This window comes from Citrifermentans bremense, from assembly GCF_014218275.1.
In the GTDB taxonomy this organism is placed as follows: Bacteria; Desulfobacterota; Desulfuromonadia; order Geobacterales; family Geobacteraceae; genus Geomonas; species Geomonas pelophila.
Window position 1 is genome coordinate 1,878,959 of sequence record NZ_AP023213.1, and the last position, 19,023, is coordinate 1,897,981.

Below are 19,023 nucleotides of genomic sequence, written 5' to 3' on the forward strand. Positions count from 1 at the left end.
GCACATGGTTATCTTCAGAAGCATCTCCGACATAAAGGAAAAACTGCGCCACCCCGCGGTCACCATCGGCAATTTCGACGGCGTCCACCTGGGTCACCGCGAGATCTTCCGGCGGGTGCGGGAGCGGGCCGAAGAGATGGGCGGGGTCTCCGTGGTGGTGACCTTCGTGCCGCACCCGCTGAAGGTGGTCCCCTCCCACAAGGAGGTCCGGCTTATCACCACCCGGCGCGAGAAGGAGTTCCTCATCGAGTCCGCCGGGATCGACTACCTTCTGGAGATCCCCTTCGACCGGGAGTTCGCCGCCGTTTCCGCCGCGGATTTCGTGCAGAAGGTGCTGGTCGACGCCATAGGGGTCGAGCGCCTCGTCATCGGCTACGATTACGCCTTTGGCCGCGGCAGGGAAGGGGACGTGCAACTGCTGCGCGAGATGGGTAAGCGCCACGGCTACAGTGTCGAGGTGCTGGAGCCCATCTCCAACGGCGCCACGGTTTACAGCTCCACCAAGGTGAGGGGCATGGTGAGCGCGGGGGATGTGGAGGGGGTGGTCGGCGTCCTGGGACGGCACTACGCCATCACCGGCACCGTGGTCCACGGCCACCAGCGCGGCCGGGGGCTCGGCTTTCCCACCGCGAACCTCGCCACCGAGAAGGACCTCCTTCCCGCCGGGGGGGTCTACGCCGTGAAGGTCTGCATCGGGAGCGAGCTTCTGGACGGCGCCTGCAACATCGGGACGAACCCCACCTTCGGCGACGGAAGCCTTTCGCTGGAGGTGTTCCTCTTCGACGTCGACCGCGACCTTTACGGTCGCGAGATCACCGTGTTCTTCATCGCGAGGCTTCGGGAGGAGCGACGCTTCGACGGGCTCGAGGCGCTCAAAGAGCAGATCGCGCTGGACGTAACGCGCTGCCGGGAGATCCTTGAGGACGCTGAGCCCGTGGGGGCCGGAGACTGGGGCCCCCTTAAGTGTAGTAAGTAAGAGACAGCCGCCGCTAAGAGGAACCAACTTGTTCAAGGAAAAACCAGATAAAAAGCTCTTGGTCGGCTTGGCGGTCAGCGCTGTCTGTCTGCTGCTGCTCTTCAGGAAGATCGACTTCGCCAAGATGGCGGCAGCCTTTGCCGGGATGGACACCCGCTACCTGGCACCCGCCCTCCTCCTCACCTTCGTCAGCTACTTCCTCCGGGCGCTGCGCTGGAAGTTCCTCCTGGAGCCCATCAAAAAGACCCGGCTCTCCAACCTTTTCCCTGCCACCCTGATCGGGTACATGGCGAACAACCTGCTTCCGGCAAGGCTCGGAGAACTGGTGCGCGCCTACGTCCTGGGGCGCAAGGAGGGGATCGAGACCTCCGCCGTCTTCGCCTCGCTGGTGGTGGACCGGCTCTGCGACGGCTTCACCATGTTTGTGGTGCTGCTCTCGGCCTTCTTCACGGTGCGTCTTCCGGCCGGGAGGGAAGGGATGCAGCAAGGGCTTGTCACCGGCGGTTATCTCACCTTCGCCCTCTACCTCGCGGTCCTCATGTTCCTGACGCTCCTGAGGAGGCGGACGGACTGGACCTTGAGCATCGTCTCCCGGCTCCTGGCCCCTTTTTCCGCCAACGCATCCCTGAAGGCCTCGGCACTTTTACGCTCCTTCATCTCCGGGATACGAGTCCCGGCCGGCGCGGCCGGGGCGGCGGCGACCGCCGCCACCTCGCTGCTGATCTGGGCCACGGCCATCTGGCCGCTGGATCTGCTTTTGCGCGCCTTCGGCGTGGAGCTCCCGCTGCCGGCCTCCATGTTCATCATGGTGTTCCTGGTCTTCGCGGTGATGGTTCCTGCGTCGCCGGGATTCGTCGGGACCCATCACCTTGCCTGCGTCACGGCGCTCTCGGCCTTCGACATCGCGGGCGAGCGAGCCCTCAGCATCGCCATAGTGGTTCACGCCATGGGCTTTTTGCCGGTGATCGCGGCCGGGCTTCTCTGCCTTTGGCGGGACAAGCTGTCCCTGAAGCAAATCAGCGAAAACAACGAATCAGGAGCGCGTACGTGAACCTTTCCGGAACCTTCAGAAGGCTAGACCCCTTTTCCATCGCGGCCTTCATCGTCCCTTTGTTCATCTACCTTTTGACCCTGGCTCCGACGGTAACCTTTTTCGACAGCGGCGAGTTCATAACCGCCATCGCCTCGCTTGGGACCGCGCACTCACCTGGCTACCCGCTCTTCATCAACTACGCGAAGCCCTTCACCTTTCTCCCCTTGGGGAGCATCGCCTTCAGGGTCAACGTGGCCACCGCCATCTCGGCTGCCTCCGCCTGCTACGGCGTCTTCTTTCTGACCCTGTACCTGCTCAAGGACGAGCAGGGGGCCTGGGAGGCGCGGCTGGGCAGGCTCTCCGCAAGACTCTGCGCCCTGAGCGCCGCGCTCACCTTCGCCTGCACCGCGAGGCTCTGGCTTCAGTCCAACCACGACAAGCCGTACCCGCTCCTCGCCTTCATCAGCGCCATCGTCTTCTGGCTCATGCTCCTTTGGCGCGAAAGCTACCTGGAGGGGCGCGAGCGCCCAAGCTACGTCTACCTGGGGGCTTTCCTCGTGGGGCTTGCCACCGGGGCGCACCAGATCATCGTGCTGATGATACCGACCTACGCCTGGCTCCTCATCTCCGCTGACCGGCGCGTGGTCTTCCGGGTGAAGGAGTTCCTCATCGCCTTCGCCTTCGGCTTCCTCGGCTTCGGGATACATCTGCACCTGGTGGTCCGGGCGCTGCAAAAGCCGCTGCTCAACTGGGGGGACTCGAAGAACCTGACCCAGTTCCTCTGGAACCTGCTCAGGAAGGGTTACCCGGTGGAGAAGCCCCCCCGCGACCTTGGGCTTTTGTGGGCCCAGGTGAACGCCTTCAACATCCCCTACGAGTTCACCATCGTCGGCATGGTGCTGCTGGTAGCCGGGCTCGCCGGTTTCGCCGTCACCAGGAAGAGGTACCTGGTCTTTGGGTACCTGATCGCGCTCGCCTCCTTTCTCCTGGTCATCGTCGGCTACTTCAACACGCCCGGCGAGCTGATCTTTCTCACCGAGGAGTTCTTCACCCCGCTCTACCTTCTGAGCGCCGTCTTCATCGGTGTCGGGCTCTTCGTGGTGCTCCGCGAGGTAGGGAGCCATCTTCCCGAGCGTTCCGCGGTCAGGGGGGCGCTGCTGCTGCCTCTCTTCGCGCTTCCGGTCGCAGTCTGCGCGATGAACTACCGCGAGAACGACCAGCACCAGAACTACATCGCCTTCGACTACGCCTCCAACACGCTCAGGTCGCTCCCGCAGAACGCGGTGATGTACACCTGGGGGGACTCGGGCGCGTTCCCGCTTTGGTACCTGCAGGGGGTGGAGCGGATGCGCGAGGACCTGGCCCTGCCGCACACCCCGCACCTGGTCTTCGACTGGTACCTGGACAGCATGCCGGTCCTTTTCCGCGGCTCGCGCCTTTACACCCTCCCCATGGACCAGCGCTACCCGGAGAACACCCTGTTCCTGTCGGTGATGGAGCAGTACGCCAAGCGCCCTGTATACATAGACTTCTCCACCAGGTATTCGGTCGCGTTCCAGAACTTCCAGCTGCACCAGCGCGGCATCATCTACCGCCTGGATCCCCCTGACTTCCCCTCAGCCACCCTGGACTCCGACGTCTGGGGGCTCTACTCCACCCGCGGCATCCTTGGGGGAAGCGACATGTTCTTCCGCGACCTCGACACCGGCAAGGCGATCCTCATCTACGGCGCGGCCCTGGTCGAGTCGGGGGAAACGCTTTTGAAGCTCGGGGAAAAAGAGGCGGGGACGCGGGCGCTCGACCTTGCCGGGCGGGTCTCGCCCGAGGCGGGACAGCAGGCGCTGCAGATTCTCAGAAGCTACGGGGTGCGTTGATGAACATCACAGGAAAGACCAGGATCACCGGGATCATCGGCTGGCCGGTAGCCCACTCCCTTTCGCCCCCGATGCACAACGCGGCCTTCAAGGCGCTGGGGCTCGACTTCGCCTACGTCCCGTTCCCGGTCGCGCCGGAGGGGCTCGCCGCAGGGGTGGCCGGCCTTGCCGCGCTCGGGGTGGCCGGCTTCAGCGTCACCATACCGCACAAGGTGGCGATCCTGCCGCTTTTGGACCGGATCACCCCCGAGGCGGAGCTGATCGGCGCGGTGAACACGGTCCAGGTGGAGGACGGGCGCCTCACCGGCTACAACACGGACGGGATCGGGCTTCTCTCCGCCCTTCGCTCCAAGCTTGGCTTTCTCCCCGAGGGGCGCCAGGTGCTGGTCCTTGGCGCCGGCGGGGCAGCCCGCAGCGCCGCCGCCTCGCTGGGGCTTTCCAGTGCCGGCAGGGTGGAGGTGGCAAACCGCTCGCCGGAGGCGGGGCGCGCCCTGGCAGAGGCGATGCAGGAGCGCCTTCCCGGGACCGCGTTCGCCTCTCAGCCGCTGGACCGGATTGCCGACCGGGGGTACCTTGCCTCCTTCGACCTCGTCGTCAACACCACCTCGGTTGGGATGGCCGGGGACGGTTTCGCCGGGCTCGACCTCGCCGCCCTGAAGCCCGGAGCCTGCGTCTACGACATGGTCTACGCCCCGCCGGTCACCCCCTTTCTGGCGCAGGCCGAGGCCCTGGGCGTCCCCTGGGCGAACGGGCTCGGTATGCTCGCCGCGCAGGGGGAGGCCGCCTTCAGGATCTGGACCGGGGTCGCCCCTCCCGAAGGGTGCATGGAACAGGCGCTTGCCGCCTGCCTCCCAACCCCAGGTAACCCTTGACATTACTGTCATTACAAAATACCATTCACAGGTTCTTTAACCCCTTGAGGTACCTATGCACGTAAGCAGACTGGGTGAGCTGCTGGTCAGCAACAGCCTCATAACCAAGGAGCAGTTGAAGCAGGCCCTGGCCGAACAGAAGGCGGCCGGAGGGCAGCTGCGGCTGGGCTCCATACTGGTCAGGGATAGCCTGATCAACGAGGCGGACCTCACCTCCTTCCTCTCCAAGCAGTACGGCGTGCCGACCATAAACCTCGCGGACTACGAGGTGGAGCCCTCGGTGGTGAAGATCATCCCCGCCGAGATCGCCCACAAGTATCAGATCGTGCCGGTGAACCGGGCCGGCTCCACGCTCATCATCGCCATGAGCGACCCGTCCAACATCTTCGCCATCGACGACATCAAGTTCATGACCGGCTACAACGTAGAGGTGGTCGTGGTCGCCGAGAGCTCCATCAAGGCCGCCATCGACAAGCTCTACGACCAGTCTGCCTCCCTGGCCGACGTGATGAACGACCTGGAGATCGACGACCTGGAGGTCGTTGGGGACGATGAGGAGGTGGACGTAAGCTCCCTGGAGCGCGCCACCGAGGACGCGCCGGTCGTCAAGCTGGTGAACCTGATCCTGACCGACGCCATCAAGAAGAAGGCCTCCGATATTCATATCGAACCCTACGAGAAGTACTTCCGGGTGCGCTACCGCATCGACGGCGTGCTCTACGAGGTGATGAAGCCCCCCCTGAAGCTGAAAAACGCCATCACCTCGCGCATCAAGATCATGAGCGAGCTTGACATCGCGGAAAGGCGCCTGCCCCAGGACGGCCGCATCAAGATCAAGCTTGGGGGGGGCAAGGACATGGACTTCCGCGTCTCGGTGCTCCCCACCCTCTTCGGCGAGAAGATCGTTCTGCGCCTTCTGGACAAGTCGAACCTGCAGCTAGACATGTCGAAGCTTGGCTACGAGCCGGAGGCGCTGGTGCACTTCCAGCGCGAGATCCACAAGCCCTTCGGCATGGTGCTGGTCACAGGCCCCACCGGCAGCGGCAAGACGGTCTCCCTCTACTCGGCCCTCTCCGAACTGAACAAGGTCACCGAGAACATCTCCACCGCCGAGGACCCGGTCGAGTTCAACTTCGCCGGCATCAACCAGGTGCAGATGCACGAGGACATAGGCCTCAACTTCGCGGCCGCACTGCGCGCCTTCCTGCGACAGGACCCGGACGTGATCATGATCGGCGAGATCCGCGACTTCGAGACGGCGGAGATCGGCGTGAAAGCCGCGCTCACCGGCCACCTGGTGCTCTCCACGCTGCACACAAACGACGCCCCCTCGACCATCAACCGCCTGCTGAACATGGGGATCGAGCCGTTCCTGGTCGCCTCGGCGGTGAACCTCATCTCCGCCCAGAGGCTCGCGCGCCGCGTCTGCAGCGAGTGCAAGCAGGTGGACGAGGTCCCCGTCCAGGCGCTTATCGACGCGGGGCTTCCCCGCGAGCAGGCGGAAGGCGCGGTCTGCTACAGGGGTGGCGGATGTCCCAAGTGCAACGGCACCGGGTACAAGGGGAGGGTCGGTTTCTACCAGGTGATGCCGATGCTGGAACCGATCCGCGAGCTGATACTGAACGGGGCCAACACGGCCGAGATCAAGAGGGAATCGATGCGGCTTGGGATCAAGACCATGCGCCAGTCCGGTCTCACCAAGCTTGTCGAGGGGGTCACCTCCTTCGAGGAAGTGCTCAGGGTTACGGTTGCTGACGACTAACGGGACGAGGTACTCATGATCAATTTTCACCAAATGCTCAAGGAACTGGTGGAACGTAACGGTTCCGACCTGCACATAACCACCAACACCTCGCCGCAGATCCGCATCGACGGCAAGCTCACCCCGATGGACATACCGCCTCTGACCCCCATCGAGACCAAACAGCTCTGCTACAGCATCCTTACCGACTCGCAAAAGCACAAGTTCGAGGAGGAGAACGAGCTAGACCTCTCCTTCGGCGTCAAGGGGTTGTCGCGCTTCAGGGGGAACATCTTCGTGCAGCGCGGCGCCGTGGCCGGGGTCTTCAGGGTCATCCCCTACAAGATCCTCACCTTTGAGGAGCTGGGGCTGCCGCCGGTGGTGAAGATGCTTTGCGACAAGCCGCGCGGCCTGATCCTCGTCACCGGCCCTACCGGCAGCGGTAAATCCACCACGCTCGCCTCCATGATCGACCGGATCAACCAGGAACGCCACGACCACATCGTGACCGTCGAGGACCCGATCGAGTACCTGCACCCGCACAAGGGGTGCATTGTGAACCAGCGCGAGGTCGGCGCCGACACCAAGAGCTTCAAGCACGCGCTCAAGTATGTGCTGCGCCAGGACCCGGACGTGGTGCTTATCGGCGAGCTGCGCGACCTGGAGACCATCGAGGCGGCGCTCACCCTGGCCGAGACCGGGCACCTGTGCTTTGCGACCCTGCATACCAACTCCTGTGCCCAGACCATAAACAGGATCATCGACGTGTTCCCCCCGTACCAGCAGACCCAGGTACGCACCCAGCTCTCCTTCGTGCTCGAAGGGGTAATGTCGCAGACCCTGATTCCGAAGGCAAACGGCGGTGGGAGGGCGCTGGCCCTTGAGGTGATGGTCCCGAACCCAGCGATCCGGAACCTGATCCGCGAGGACAAGGTGCACCAGATCTATTCCCAGATGCAGGTCGGCCAGGAGAAGTTCGGCATGCAGACCATGAACCAGTGCCTGATGAGCCTTCTGTCCAGGCGCATCATTACCGTGGAAGACGCCCTCGGGCGCTCCTCCGAACCGGACGAGCTGAAACAGATGCTCGCGCCGGGAGGCGGTGCCGGGCAGATCAGGCGTCCCCCCCAGAGGTAAAGGTAGCCAGTCCCTCCCCGGGGCTGGAAAGGAGCAAGTAAATGCCTAAGTTTGATTGGGAAGCAAGGAGCAAGGCCGGCAGCACCCAGAAAGGGGTGATGGAGGCCGGCAATGCGGCCCAGGTCGAGGCCCAGCTCAAAAGATACGGTTTCACCGGCATCACGGTCAAGGAACAGGGGAAGGGTTTCAACATGCAGCTCAAGCTCCCCGGCTCCGGCGCCAAGAAGATCGAGACCAAGGAACTCGTGGTCTTCACGCGCCAGTTCGCGACCATGATCGACTCCGGCCTCCCCCTGGTGCAGTGCCTGGACATCCTGTCTGGGCAGCAGGAGAACAAGACCTTCAAGGAGATACTGATCAAGGTTAAGGAGAGCGTAGAGAGCGGCTCCACCTTCGCCGATGCCCTCTCAAAGCACCCGAAGGCGTTCGACCAGCTCTACGTCAACCTGGTCGCCGCAGGCGAGGTCGGCGGTATCCTCGACACCATCCTGGCCCGGCTCGCAGCCTACATCGAGAAGGCGATGAAGCTGAAGAAGCAGGTGAAAGGCGCCATGGTGTACCCGATCACCATCATGTCCATCGCGGTCATCGTGGTCGGCGTCATCCTGGTCTTCGTCATCCCCACCTTCGCCAAGATGTTCGCCGACTTCGGCGGGGAGCTACCGGCACCGACCCGGATCGTCATCGCCATGTCCAACTTCCTGACCAAGTACATCGTGGTCATCATCGCCGTCCTCTTCGGCATCAAGTTCGCCATCGGCAAGTACTACAACACCCCCGGCGGCAGGAAGAACATCGACCGGCTCGCGCTTCGGGCCCCGGTCGCGGGACCGTTGATCCGCAAGGTGTCGGTGGCGAAATTCACCCGCACCCTGGGGACCATGATCAGCTCCGGCGTCCCCATCATGGACGGGCTCGAGATCGTGGCCAAGACCGCCGGGAACAAGATCGTCGAGGAGGCGATCTACAAGGTGCGCCAGTCCATCTCCGAAGGTAAGACCATCGCCGAACCCTTGTCGGAGAGCGGGGTGTTTCCCCCCATGGTGGTGCAGATGATCTCCGTAGGCGAGGCGACCGGCGCCATGGACGCCATGCTCAACAAGATCGCTGACTTCTACGATGACGAGGTCGACGACGCCGTCGGCGCCATGACCTCGATGATGGAGCCTTTGCTGATGGTGTTCCTGGGAACCACCGTCGGCGGTCTGGTCATCGCCATGTACCTGCCGATCTTCAAGCTCGCCGGCGCGGTCGGCGGTTGATTGGATGATCGACAGGAAAAGGGTTTTCTGGTTCATACTGCTCAGGTTGCTGGTGGTGTCCGTCTTTCTGGCCACCACCATCTTCCTCGACGTGCGTACCTATGACGTAGGCACCGACATAGCCCAGAAGGTGCTGATCCGGCTGATGGGCGCGACCTACCTTTTCTCGCTCGGCTCCCTGGTGGTCCTTTACCGCTCGCGCCGGGAGATCCGCACCCTCACCTACGCCCAGATCGTCTGGGATCTGATCCTGGTCACGGTGATGATCCTGATCTCCGGCGGGGTGACCTCGCCTTACGCCTTTCTCTACTTTCTCTCGATCATCAGCGCCAGCACGCTTTTGGCCCGCTCGCAGGCGTACTACACCGCCTCGCTCTGCGTCATCCTCTACGGCGCCATCCTCGATTTTCAGTACTACGGCAAGCTCGCCCCGCTGGGGCTTTCCGCCTACCCGGCGCAGCAGTACGGAGCTGCGTACCTTTTCTACCTGATCTTCCTCCACTGCGCGGCGTTTTTTCTGACGGCGACCCTTGCAGGCCACCTTTCGGAGAGGGCCAGGCGCTCCGAAAGCGCCTTCCAGGAGAAGGCGATCGACTACGAGGAGCTGGAGCGTCTGAACTCCTGCATCGTCTCGACCATCGACTCGGGGCTGCTCACCATCAACCCGGATGGGCGGATCCGCGTCTTCAACAGCTACATGGAGCGCTTGACGGGGCTCTCGCAGCAGCAGGCCTACGACCGCCCGCTCTGCGAGGCGATCCCGGGTCTCTCCCCCTTCGAGCGCCGTTTCTTCGACGGTGGCCAAGGCGAATTTAAGCACCAGGCGCCGGACGGGGGACAGCTGCTTCTCTCCTTCAAGTCGGTGCCGCTCACCGGCAAGGAGGACGCCACCGTGGGGGCGATCTTCGATATACACGACCTGACCGAGATGAAGCGTCTGGCCGCCGAGCTCAAGCGCGCGGACAGGCTTGCCGCGGTCGGGGAGCTCTCCGCCCGCATGGCGCACGAAATCAGGAACCCGCTCGCCGCCATCAGCGGTTCGGTGCAGTTGGTGGCTCTTAGGCCCTGGGTAGACGAGAAGGACAAACGGCTTTTCTCCATCATCCTCAGGGAGACCGACCGCCTGGACGGGCTCTTGCGCGATTTCCTCTTCTACGCGAAACCCGCCCAGCCCACCAAGATCCCCCTCAAGCTGCACCGGGTGATAGCAGACCTCTGCGCGCTTTTGTCCACCGACCCGCGCCTTGAGCGGGTGACCATAGAGAACCGCGTGCCCGAGGACCTGGTGGTCGTCTTCGACAAGGACCAGTGCTCGCAGGTCTTCTGGAACCTGGTTGTGAACAGCGCGGAGGCGATAGCCGGGGAGGGGAGCATCGTGATCGAGGCCTGCGCCGTCCGCAGCGGCGACAAGAAGGAGGCCCGGATCAGCGTCAGGGACAGCGGTTCCGGCATGAACCAGGCGGAGGTGAGGCGGGTCTTCGAGCCCTTTTTCACCACCAAGAAGGGGGGGACCGGCCTGGGGCTCGCCACCGTCTACCGGATCGTGGAAACCCACGGGGGGAGGATGGTGGTGGACAGCGAGGAAGGGGCGGGTACCACGGTCACCCTTTTCCTTCCGGCTTGAGCCGAGCCTGCAGCCGGGGGGAGGGCAAGTGAAGGTAAGTAAACAACGGGTTGTCGCTGCGAACGTGCGACCCTTTTTGTCTGAGAGGTAACCAGATGCGCGCCAGGATACTGGTAGTAGATGACGAGCTGAGCATGAGGGAATTTCTCTCCATCCTGCTGGAGGGGGAGGGGTACCAGGTCGACCAGGCGGAAAATGCCGAGGAGGCGCTGCGCCTGATCGGGGAGCAGCGCTACGAGATGGTGATCTCGGACGTCCTGATGCCGGGGCTTGGGGGTATCGAGCTCCTCTCGAGGATCAAGAGCGAGTCGCCGGAGACCGCCGTGCTGATGATCACCGCCTTCACCACGGCCGAGCAGGCGGTGGAGGCGATGAAGCTTGGCGCCTACGACTACATCGGCAAGCCCTTCAAGGTGGAAGAGGTGAAGGTGCTGGTCAAGAACGCCCTGGAAAAGCAGAGCCTGGTCCAGGAGAACAAGCGGCTTAAGGCCGCGGTGCAGGAGCGGTTCAGCTTTTCCGGCCTGATCGGCAAGAGCAAGCAGATGCGCGAGGTGTACGACCTGATCGCCAAGGTCGCCGACAGCATGGCCAACGTCCTCATCACTGGCGAAAGCGGCACCGGCAAGGAGCTCGCGGCCCGCGCCATCCACTACAACAGCCCCAGGAAGGGTGCCCCCTTCGTGGCGGTGAACTGCGGCGCCATTCCCGAGACCCTGATCGAGAGCGAGCTCTTCGGGCACTCCAAGGGGGCTTTCACCGGCGCCTTCGCCGACCGCCCCGGCCTCTTCGAGCAGGCAGAGGGGGGGACGCTGTTTCTGGACGAGATCGGCGAGGTGCCGCTGCAGCTGCAGGCAAAGCTTTTGCGGGTGCTCCAGGAGCGCGAGTTCCGCCGGGTCGGCGGGGCGACCTCGCTCAAGGCGGATGTGCGCATCGTGGCCGCGTCCAACCGCAACCTCGAGGAGCAGGTGCGGGAGGGAACCTTTCGGGAGGACCTCTTCTACCGCCTGAACGTGGTAATGCTGCGCATGCCTTCGCTCAAGGAGCGCGCCGAGGACATCCCGGCCCTGGTCGAGCACTTCTACAAGAAGTACTCCCTTTGGTCCGGCGCCGACGAGATCATCACCCCGGACGCCCTGAAGGCCCTGTTCAACTACCCGTTCCCGGGGAACGTCCGTGAACTGGAGAACCTTGTTGAGCGCTGCGTTGTGCTCGGCAGCCGGGTCATCGCGCTTGACTGCCTCCCCGCCAGCGTCCGCGAGCACAGGAGCGTGATTCCGGCAAGCGGGGAGACCGAGATCCCAGAAGAGGGGATGGACCTGCAGGCATACCTGGACAACCTGGAGCAAAAGCTCCTGGTGCAGGCGCTGGACAGGTGCGGCGGCGTGAAGAAGCGGGCGGCGGCGCTATTGGGGATGACCTTCCGCTCCTTCCGTTACCGGCTGGCGAAATTCGGCATGGACGAGGAGTAGGTGACGAAAAACGTCACTTCCTTGGGACCAAAATTGTCGCAGTGCCGCTTTTGGAAAAAGATGTCGTTTTAATATTGCTGGGGGATAATGCCGATGATCCGGGTGTTTGCGAGGTTTTTGCCTCATTGGCCTGTTAATTGCTAACGAGATGACGTCTTGAGCGGTTACAGGTTTTTACCTGAATCTTTTAGAGTCGGCAACCCACCAACGAAAAGGAGAAACAGATGTTAAACAAACTCAGAAGCAGCAAAGGCTTCACCCTGATCGAACTCTTGATCGTCGTTGCGATCATCGGTATCCTCGCCGCCATCGCGATCCCGCAGTTCTCCGCTTACCGTGAGAAGGCCTACAACGCCGCCTCCAACTCCGACGTTAAGAACTGGAAGACCGGTCAGGAGGCGTTCAACGCTGATTTCCAGACCTACCCGGCTAACTACAACGAGCGTTAATACCAAACTTACTTAAATAGTGGAGATAATTATGAAAAAGATCATCGCAGCAAGCCTTTTAGCGCTGTCCTTTTCCTCGTCGGCCTTCGCCGCCGGCACCGTTCTCGCGACCAACACCCCGAGCAAAGAAGGGGCACAGATTTTCGGCGGCACCACTGCTGACGAGGCTGCCAGGGCAGACATCAATCCGTTGGTGAAGCTCTCTACCGGCGTCATCGGCGTCGTCAACTTCGCTGCTGAGGCAAGCAACGCCAACCAGAGCATCTCCTACGCCGTCTTCGCCAAGCACACCAAAGGTTCCAAGATCTTCGGCACCTCCAATGACTCCACCAACGTCTACTGGAAAGCTGAAACCCCGGGTGCGCTTACCAATGCTAACCTTCCTTCCGAGACCACCAATGCTGGCTTCGGCACCGGTTGGACCTCGTACTAAGGTTTAGTTCCCCCGGCAGGATTGTAAAAGCGGGATGTTCAGGCATCCCGCTTTTTTACGTAATCGAACGGAAATTAATTACCGGAGTGGTTGAATGGGTGCGATAGTCTGCATCACGCTGAAGGGAATTCTGCGCGATCGTGTTTTCCAGGGCATCATGGTCCTGGCTGTTCTCTTGTTGCTTGTTCCTGCAGCGTCGACTCTTTCCATGCGACAAGTGACGGAACTCTCCATGACCCTGTCGCTTTCACTGATCTCGTTCATACTTTTGCTTCTTTCGGTGTTCCTGGGGTCCACTTCCATCTGGAAGGACCTTGAGCGGCGCTATAGTTACAGCGTTTTGAGTCTCCCCATCAGCAGAACCTCTTACCTGCTCGGCCGCTTCTTCGGGGTGGCGCTGTTTCTGGTGCTGATCTCGGTGATCCTGGGCGGCCTTTCCTGTGTCGCCATCTCCATGGCGTCCGGGCTCTACCCTCCCGACCGCCCGGTGATCTGGTCCCTTTTCCTGTTGGCCGTAGCCTATACCACGATGAAGTACATCCTTGTTGTGGCCATCGCGCTTTTGCTGTCCACGGTGAGTACCTCGTTCTTCCTCCCGATCTTCGGAACTATCTGCGCCTTCATCGCCGCCGGAATCACGCAGCAGGTCTACGAGTACGTCCACTCCGCCGCCGCAGCGACCAAAGTCACCCCGTTTTTAAAGAGCGCCGTATCTGCGGCCTATTACGTCTTGCCCAACCTCGCCGGCTTCGATCTCAAGGTGAATGCCATCTACGGCATCGCTCCCAATACAGCCGGGGCGGCCCTCACTGCAGCGTACTTTTGCGCCTACACCGCCATTCTACTGGCTTGCGCCACTCTCCTGTTCAACCGGAGGGAAATGAAGTGAGGCAGCGCTCCGGTCTCATGATTTTGCTGGCGGGCCTTCTTGGCTACGCCCTGCTGATCGGCCCCTTCACCTCCTACATGGCCCACAAGCCCATGGTGGAGAAACTGGGTTACGTGCCGAGCGTAAAGGTACTGAAACCTCTGAGCGCGGATCAGAAAGAAGTGGTAGCTGCGTCCCTGGTGTTCAAGGTGATGATGTACTACGGTGACGTTGTCGGGCGGATGATGGCAGGCGACCAGACCGCGGCTCCCGCCGACCTGAAGGGGATGTCGCGCCTCTTGCACAACACGGTACAGCTCGACCCGTACAATATGGACGCCTACTACTTTGCACAGAGCTTTCTGACTTGGGACGCGAAGCAGTACCAGGTAGCGAACGAGATGCTCGAGTACGGCATGAAGTACCGCACCTGGGACTGGAACCTTCCCTTCTTCGCCGGTTTCAACAGCGCCTTCTTCATGCACGACTACCAAAAGGCCGCCCAGTTCTTCCAGAAGACCGGCGAGCTGAGCGGGGCGCAACTCCACATCCAGCTTGCCGGGCGCTACCTGCAGCAGTCCGGCCAGACCGAACTCGCCATCCGTTACCTTACCGGCATGGTTCGCAGCGCAAAGAATTCGGCGGTGCAAAAGACCTATCAGATCCGCCTGGAAGCCTTCCAGCAGGTGCAGCGCATCGAGGTCGCCGCCCAGCGCTATCTGAAAGAGAAGGGGACGCATCCCGCGACGGTTGAGCAACTGGTGCAGGGAGGGTATCTCTCCCCGGCGCCGGTCGATCCCTACGGCGGGCATTTCTACTTCGATGAATCCGGCAAGGTGGCCACCACCAGCAAGTTCGCCTTCGCCACCAAGACAAAGTGAGGACGCATGTACGCCTTAGAAATCCAGGGGCTTAGCAAGAGCTACAAGGGGAAGAAATTCCAGACGGTCGAGGCCCTTAAGGGACTGGATCTTTGTATCGGAAAGGGCGAGGTGGTCGGGTTCCTGGGCCCCAACGGCGCAGGGAAGAGTACCACCATCAAGTGTGTCATGGGGTTGATCCGGCCCAGCGCCGGGCGCGCCACCATCATGGGCCTTGACGCGACACGGGCCGACGCCCGCCAGGCCGTGGGCTACCTCCCCGAGAACCCCGCCTTCTACGACTACCTATCCGCCGAGGAATATCTGAAGTTCGTGGCGAAGGTTTTCGGCATGCCGGATGACCAGGCGGAGCAGCGCTGCCAGGAGATGTTGCAGATCCTGGAGCTGTGGGATGCCAGGAAGAGGCTGATCCGCAGTTACAGCAAAGGAATGGTGCAGCGCGTCGGCCTGGCCCAGGTGCTGATCCATGACCCCGACGTCTACATACTGGACGAGCCGATGAGCGGACTCGACCCGCTGGGGCGCGCGCTGGTCAAGGACATCATCCTCGACCTCAAGAAAAAGGGTAAATCCGTCTTCTTCAGCACCCACATCACCGACGACGTGGAGAAGGTGTGCGACCGCGTGGCGGTAATCGACAAGGGGAACCTTCTCGCCTTCGACAGCGTCGACAGCATCCTGCAGCGCGGCATAGAAGGGTACACCCTTTACCTCGTGACGCCGCAGGGTGAAAGGGAGGAACTCTTCGCGCCCAAGGACGACCTGCAGTCGGTGATCCAGCAGACGGTCGCCGACCATAAGTCCATCGAGAAGATAGAACCGCTGCGCAAAGACATGGAGGCTTTCTTTCTTGAGATGCTATCCAAGTAAAGAGCCGCTTCACCCCCTGCTTGTCCCCGTGCTGTTGCTCGTCTCCGTGCTCCTTGTCTACTACCCCGCCCTGCTTAGCGGCCTCCACAGCATAGACGACCCCGGGATCATCTCCCGCTACGCCGCTTCACCGCCCCTCTCCCAGATCCTGCTTCCCGGGGGGAGCTACTACTACCGGCCGCTGGTGGAGCTCTCCTTCTGGCTGGACCAACGGCTCTGGGGGCTTGAGCCTGGCGTCATGCATCTGGAAAACGTGCTGCTGCACCTTGCGAACGCGCTCCTGGTGTACCGCATCGCCTCACGGTGCCTGACAAAAACCGGTTCGGACGTCCTCTGGCTCCCGCTTTGCGCAGCCCTGCTGTTCGCCCTGCATCCGCTGAACGTGGAGGCTGTGGCCTGGATAGCCGGGCGCACAGACCCTATCCTCGCACTTTTCGCCTTGTCCGGTTGCCTCTTTCTGCTCCGGTGGCTGGAAGAGGCGCGATGGCGGGACGCGCTTTTTGCAGTATTTTTTTTCACGCTGGCGGCGCTCACCAAGGAGACCGCGGTCGCACTGCTGCCGGTGTCCATGCTCCTGGTTCTTATGTGGCCTGCCGGTCCCGGCTCCCCGTCCCGCAGTACCAGGGTGCGCATCGTCGTCGGCACCCTCCTCGCCGCCGTTCTTTTCGCCCTGTCGCTGCTTGCTTTCAAGCAAGAGCTGATGGCGCTTCGGCGATTTCTGACAGCTGACGCCTTTACACCGCTGCAAGCCGCCATCCAGTTGGCGACTGCCCTTGGTTTCTACGTCAGGAAAGCGTTTTTCCCGTTCCCGCTGAACTTCGCCATCACCGAGGTCTCTCCCTGGCACGCGCTTGTGGCGCTTGCAGGAGGGGTGGCGCTGGCGCTCGCCCTGAAGCGCCGCTATTTCCCGGCGCTCTTTTTCGCCTGCGCGGCGCTCTTGATCGCTCCGGCTCTGCTTTTAGCGGTAAAAAACATCTCCTGGACCCCTTACGCCGAGCGTTACCTGTACCTCCCTACCGCCTTCATCTCCCTTGGCGTTGGCTCAATGCTCCCTTCCCCCTGCCAAAAAGGGCGGCTATGGATCGTCCCGCCCCTGGTGGTCCTGCTCCTTTTCCTCGGCGTGGCGAGCCGGCAGAGGGCTGCGCTTTGGCAGGACAAGATTGGCTTTTTCCAGGATGCTATCGTGAAATCCCCACGGTTCGGTTCGCTATACAACGAAATCGGGGTGCTCCTTTTACAGGACAACAGCATCGACGCCGCCGCCCGGGCCTTTGCCTCTGCTGAGCGGCTCAACCGGCGGCCGGCCATGGACTCTCTGATCAGGTTCAACATCATGAGCACCATCTTGGCGAAAGGGGACTACATTGGCGCCAGGAACTACTTCACGGTGCTCTTCCCCGCCAAGGAGAAAGCGCCTGTAGCCTTCCTGGAGCTACTGCAGAAGGCAGACGGCTTGAGGCTCGCCTCTCTTTCAGCTGCGGAGCGCGCCGGGTTGTCGCGGGACATGATGGAAAGTTTCGCGCTTTTGTACCGGCAGACCAAGGATCCCTTCTGGCTCTACCGCGAAGGGCAGCTTGCGCGCGAGCTGAAGCTGTACCCGCAGGCGCTGGAACTGTTCCGCAAGGCGTACCAGGAGGCGCCTGCCGACGCTTCCTACAGGCTCGCGACCCAAAAGCAGATCTCTGGACTGGAAGGTATGAAATGATCGGCTACCTCACCATACTCCGCCCCACCCAGTGGTTGAAGAACCTGATGCTGTTCTTCCCCCCCTTTCTTGGCGGGCAGCTGCTGTTGCCGGGACAGTTCGGCCGCGGCCTGCTCCCGCTTGTGTCTTTTTGCCTCGTCTCAAGTTCCGGTTACGTCCTGAACGACCTTTTAGACCGCGACCGCGACCGGAGCCATCCCGGCAAGAACCTGCGTCCCATCGCTTCTGGCAAGGTCAGCACCCAAGGTGCGATACTGCTCTGTGTGCTGCTGTTAGCGGCGGGACTTCTCCTGGCCAACATCTGTTCCAAGATTTTCCTGGCGCTGCTTCTGTGCTATTTTGGCGTCACACTTTCCTATTCCTTCGCGCTCAAGGCGTACCCGATCGTGGACCTCTTCTGCATCTCCGCGGGGTTCCTGCTTCGCCTCCAGGCCGGCGGCGAGGTTTTCGGCATCGAGATTTCCCCCTGGCTCTTCATGAGTGTTTTTCTCCTCTCAGTTTTCCTGAGCACGGGAAAAAGGCTCTGCGAGTACCGCCTGCTGGGCGATAAGGCGGTGGAGCACAGGGAGAACCTGGCGCACTACCCGCCGGGATACCTGGAGGGGATCATGTACATGACCGGTGGCGCCGTCCTGGTCACCTACGCCATGTACACCACTATCAACCGGACCACGCTGGTCTATTCCGTGCCGCTTTGCTGCTTCGGCCTGTTCCGCTACATACTGCGCGTCCAGTCCGGGCAAAGCGGCGACCCGACCGAGTCGCTTTTGAAGGACCGCGCCCTCCTCTTCGTAGGGGTGGTTTGGGTCGCCCTGGTCGGCTGGAGCATCTACTGGTGAAAAAGGTATATATCGTCATCGTAAACTGGAACGGGTGGCGGGACACCGTCGAGTGCCTGGAAAGTCTCCTGGCGCTCAACTATTCCCCCTACACCGTGGTCATCTGCGACAACGGCTCCAGGGACGAGTCCCTTCACAAGCTTAGGGACTGGATGGAAGAACGCGAGATAGACTGGGCCGAGTACACGGCCGCCGAGGCCGAGACCGGCGGCATCCCCTCCTGGGACCACCCCTTCGTCTTGATCAGAACCGGCGAAAACTTGGGCTTTGCCGGGGGCAACAACGTGGCGCTGCGCTACGCTCTCTCTCGCGACGACTTCGGCTGGGCCTGGCTTTTGAACAACGACACGGTGGTCGACCCCGGCGCGCTTAGCGCCCTGGTGCGCCGCATCGACGAGAAGCCGTCGGCAGGGATGTGCGGATCCACGCTGCGCTACTACGGCCGCAGGGACAAGGTGCAGGCCTACGGCGGCGGCCACTACTGCAGCTGGGTCGGGCTCCCCTGGCATTACGGCCGCTTCGCTCCCCCCTGGTTCAAGGCTGATCCGGCTGCCGCCGAGCGCTCCATGAACTACGTGGAGGGGGCCTCGCTCCTGGTATCGAGGGAGTTTCTGCGCGAGGTCGGGCTCATGTGCGAGGACTACTTCCTCTATTTCGAGGAGGCCGACTGGGCCAACCGCGCCCAGGGGCGCTTCACCCTGGCCTATGCGCCTGAAAGCGTCGTCTACCACAAGGTCGGAAGAAGCATCGGCACCCGCAGCAACCCCAGGAAGAAAAGCTATACCTGCGACTACTTCAACGTCCGCAACCGCATCCTTTTCACCCGGCGCTACTACCCGAAAGCGCTACCGGCCGTCTCCCTGGTGCTCCTCGGGGCGATGCTGCTCCGCGTCCTTTTGCTCAAATTCGACCGGGCCGCGATGATCTGGAAGCTTCTCTTCGGCGAGGGGACCGGCGGCCTCCCCTCCGCCCGCGAGCCGAGGCGCTGAC

Annotated in this window: 17 protein-coding genes; all 17 read left to right on the forward strand. The window is 62.1% G+C overall.

Annotated elements, in window-relative coordinates; all coding sequences use genetic code 11:
• The first annotated feature begins 4 nt into the window (after positions 1 to 4).
• The 17 genes from GEOBRER4_RS08355 to GEOBRER4_RS08435 all read left to right on the forward strand — a co-directional run bounded on the left by GEOBRER4_RS08355 (position 5) and on the right by GEOBRER4_RS08435 (position 19,022).
• Complete coding sequence (locus tag GEOBRER4_RS08355; RefSeq protein ID WP_185245003.1) at positions 5 to 976, forward strand: bifunctional riboflavin kinase/FAD synthetase; 972 nt, start codon at positions 5 to 7, stop codon at positions 974 to 976.
• Positions 977 to 1,004: 28 nt separating this feature from the next.
• Positions 1,005 to 2,027 (forward strand): lysylphosphatidylglycerol synthase transmembrane domain-containing protein, encoded by a 1,023-nt coding sequence (locus tag GEOBRER4_RS08360; protein WP_185245004.1) that lies wholly within the window; start codon positions 1,005 to 1,007, stop codon positions 2,025 to 2,027.
• A complete protein-coding gene (locus GEOBRER4_RS08365; RefSeq protein WP_185245005.1) occupies positions 2,024 to 3,883 on the forward strand; it encodes a glycosyltransferase family 117 protein in 1,860 nt (619 codons plus the stop codon). The genes GEOBRER4_RS08360 and GEOBRER4_RS08365 overlap by 4 nt, the downstream gene beginning before the upstream one ends.
• Positions 3,883 to 4,755 (forward strand): shikimate dehydrogenase, encoded by an 873-nt coding sequence (gene aroE / locus GEOBRER4_RS08370; protein WP_185245006.1) that lies wholly within the window; start codon positions 3,883 to 3,885, stop codon positions 4,753 to 4,755. The genes GEOBRER4_RS08365 and aroE overlap by 1 nt, the downstream gene beginning before the upstream one ends.
• A 55-nt stretch (positions 4,756 to 4,810) precedes the next feature.
• Entirely contained in the window at positions 4,811 to 6,517 is a 1,707-nt protein-coding gene (gene pilB / locus GEOBRER4_RS08375) for a type IV-A pilus assembly ATPase PilB (RefSeq protein ID WP_185245007.1), read from the forward strand.
• A 15-nt stretch (positions 6,518 to 6,532) separates the two neighbouring features.
• A complete protein-coding gene (locus GEOBRER4_RS08380) occupies positions 6,533 to 7,633 on the forward strand; it encodes a type IV pilus twitching motility protein PilT (RefSeq protein WP_085813010.1) in 1,101 nt (366 codons plus the stop codon).
• A gap of 41 nt (positions 7,634 to 7,674) precedes the next feature.
• Positions 7,675 to 8,895 carry a type II secretion system F family protein gene (locus tag GEOBRER4_RS08385; RefSeq protein ID WP_185245008.1) on the forward strand — a complete coding sequence of 407 codons (1,221 nt, stop codon included), beginning with the start codon at positions 7,675 to 7,677 and terminating at the stop codon, positions 8,893 to 8,895.
• A 4-nt stretch (positions 8,896 to 8,899) separates the two neighbouring features.
• The gene (locus GEOBRER4_RS08390) at positions 8,900 to 10,519 is read left to right on the forward strand and encodes a two-component system sensor histidine kinase NtrB (RefSeq protein WP_185245009.1); all 1,620 of its coding nucleotides are present in this window, start codon (positions 8,900 to 8,902) and stop codon (positions 10,517 to 10,519) included.
• Positions 10,520 to 10,614: 95 nt separating this feature from the next.
• Positions 10,615 to 11,988 (forward strand): sigma-54-dependent transcriptional regulator, encoded by a 1,374-nt coding sequence (locus GEOBRER4_RS08395; RefSeq protein ID WP_085813007.1) that lies wholly within the window; start codon positions 10,615 to 10,617, stop codon positions 11,986 to 11,988.
• A gap of 224 nt (positions 11,989 to 12,212) precedes the next feature.
• Positions 12,213 to 12,437 carry a type IV pilin protein gene (locus GEOBRER4_RS08400; protein WP_085813006.1) on the forward strand — a complete coding sequence of 75 codons (225 nt, stop codon included), beginning with the start codon at positions 12,213 to 12,215 and terminating at the stop codon, positions 12,435 to 12,437.
• A 31-nt stretch (positions 12,438 to 12,468) separates the two neighbouring features.
• On the forward strand, positions 12,469 to 12,870 hold the full coding sequence (locus GEOBRER4_RS08405) for a hypothetical protein (RefSeq protein WP_185245010.1): 402 nt from the start codon (positions 12,469 to 12,471) through the stop codon (positions 12,868 to 12,870).
• Between the two features lie 94 nt (positions 12,871 to 12,964).
• Positions 12,965 to 13,759, forward strand: a complete 795-nt coding sequence (locus tag GEOBRER4_RS08410; protein WP_185245011.1) for an ABC transporter permease — start codon at positions 12,965 to 12,967, stop codon at positions 13,757 to 13,759.
• Positions 13,756 to 14,619, forward strand: a complete 864-nt coding sequence (locus GEOBRER4_RS08415) for a hypothetical protein (RefSeq protein WP_085813003.1) — start codon at positions 13,756 to 13,758, stop codon at positions 14,617 to 14,619. The genes GEOBRER4_RS08410 and GEOBRER4_RS08415 overlap by 4 nt, the downstream gene beginning before the upstream one ends.
• 6 nt (positions 14,620 to 14,625) lie before the next feature.
• Complete coding sequence (locus GEOBRER4_RS08420; RefSeq protein ID WP_185245012.1) at positions 14,626 to 15,489, forward strand: ABC transporter ATP-binding protein; 864 nt, start codon at positions 14,626 to 14,628, stop codon at positions 15,487 to 15,489.
• On the forward strand, positions 15,470 to 17,194 hold the full coding sequence (locus tag GEOBRER4_RS08425) for an ArnT family glycosyltransferase (protein WP_185245013.1): 1,725 nt from the start codon (positions 15,470 to 15,472) through the stop codon (positions 17,192 to 17,194). Before GEOBRER4_RS08420 ends, GEOBRER4_RS08425 begins: the two co-directional genes overlap by 20 nt.
• Positions 17,191 to 18,033: a decaprenyl-phosphate phosphoribosyltransferase gene (locus GEOBRER4_RS08430; RefSeq protein WP_185245014.1), complete on the forward strand. Its 843-nt coding sequence runs from the start codon at positions 17,191 to 17,193 to the stop codon at positions 18,031 to 18,033. The genes GEOBRER4_RS08425 and GEOBRER4_RS08430 overlap by 4 nt, the downstream gene beginning before the upstream one ends.
• A complete protein-coding gene (locus tag GEOBRER4_RS08435) occupies positions 18,030 to 19,022 on the forward strand; it encodes a glycosyltransferase family 2 protein (protein WP_185245015.1) in 993 nt (330 codons plus the stop codon). The genes GEOBRER4_RS08430 and GEOBRER4_RS08435 overlap by 4 nt, the downstream gene beginning before the upstream one ends.
• The last annotated feature ends 1 nt before the right edge of the window (position 19,023 follow it).

Bases quoted from the DNA above. Each gene is read 5' to 3' on its own strand.
- aroE (WP_185245006.1), top strand. From the start codon at position 3,883: ATGAACATCACAGGAAAGACCAGGATCACCGGGATCATCGGCTGGCCG.
- pilB (WP_185245007.1), top strand. From the start codon at position 4,811: ATGCACGTAAGCAGACTGGGTGAGCTGCTGGTCAGCAACAGCCTCATA.
- GEOBRER4_RS08395 (WP_085813007.1), top strand. From the start codon at position 10,615: ATGCGCGCCAGGATACTGGTAGTAGATGACGAGCTGAGCATGAGGGAA.
- GEOBRER4_RS08380 (WP_085813010.1), top strand. From the start codon at position 6,533: ATGATCAATTTTCACCAAATGCTCAAGGAACTGGTGGAACGTAACGGT.
- GEOBRER4_RS08420 (WP_185245012.1), top strand. From the start codon at position 14,626: ATGTACGCCTTAGAAATCCAGGGGCTTAGCAAGAGCTACAAGGGGAAG.
- GEOBRER4_RS08400 (WP_085813006.1), top strand. From the start codon at position 12,213: ATGTTAAACAAACTCAGAAGCAGCAAAGGCTTCACCCTGATCGAACTC.
- GEOBRER4_RS08390 (WP_185245009.1), top strand. From the start codon at position 8,900: ATGATCGACAGGAAAAGGGTTTTCTGGTTCATACTGCTCAGGTTGCTG.
- GEOBRER4_RS08430 (WP_185245014.1), top strand. From the start codon at position 17,191: ATGATCGGCTACCTCACCATACTCCGCCCCACCCAGTGGTTGAAGAAC.
- GEOBRER4_RS08385 (WP_185245008.1), top strand. From the start codon at position 7,675: ATGCCTAAGTTTGATTGGGAAGCAAGGAGCAAGGCCGGCAGCACCCAG.
- GEOBRER4_RS08355 (WP_185245003.1), top strand. From the start codon at position 5: ATGGTTATCTTCAGAAGCATCTCCGACATAAAGGAAAAACTGCGCCAC.
- GEOBRER4_RS08405 (WP_185245010.1), top strand. From the start codon at position 12,469: ATGAAAAAGATCATCGCAGCAAGCCTTTTAGCGCTGTCCTTTTCCTCG.
- GEOBRER4_RS08410 (WP_185245011.1), top strand. From the start codon at position 12,965: ATGGGTGCGATAGTCTGCATCACGCTGAAGGGAATTCTGCGCGATCGT.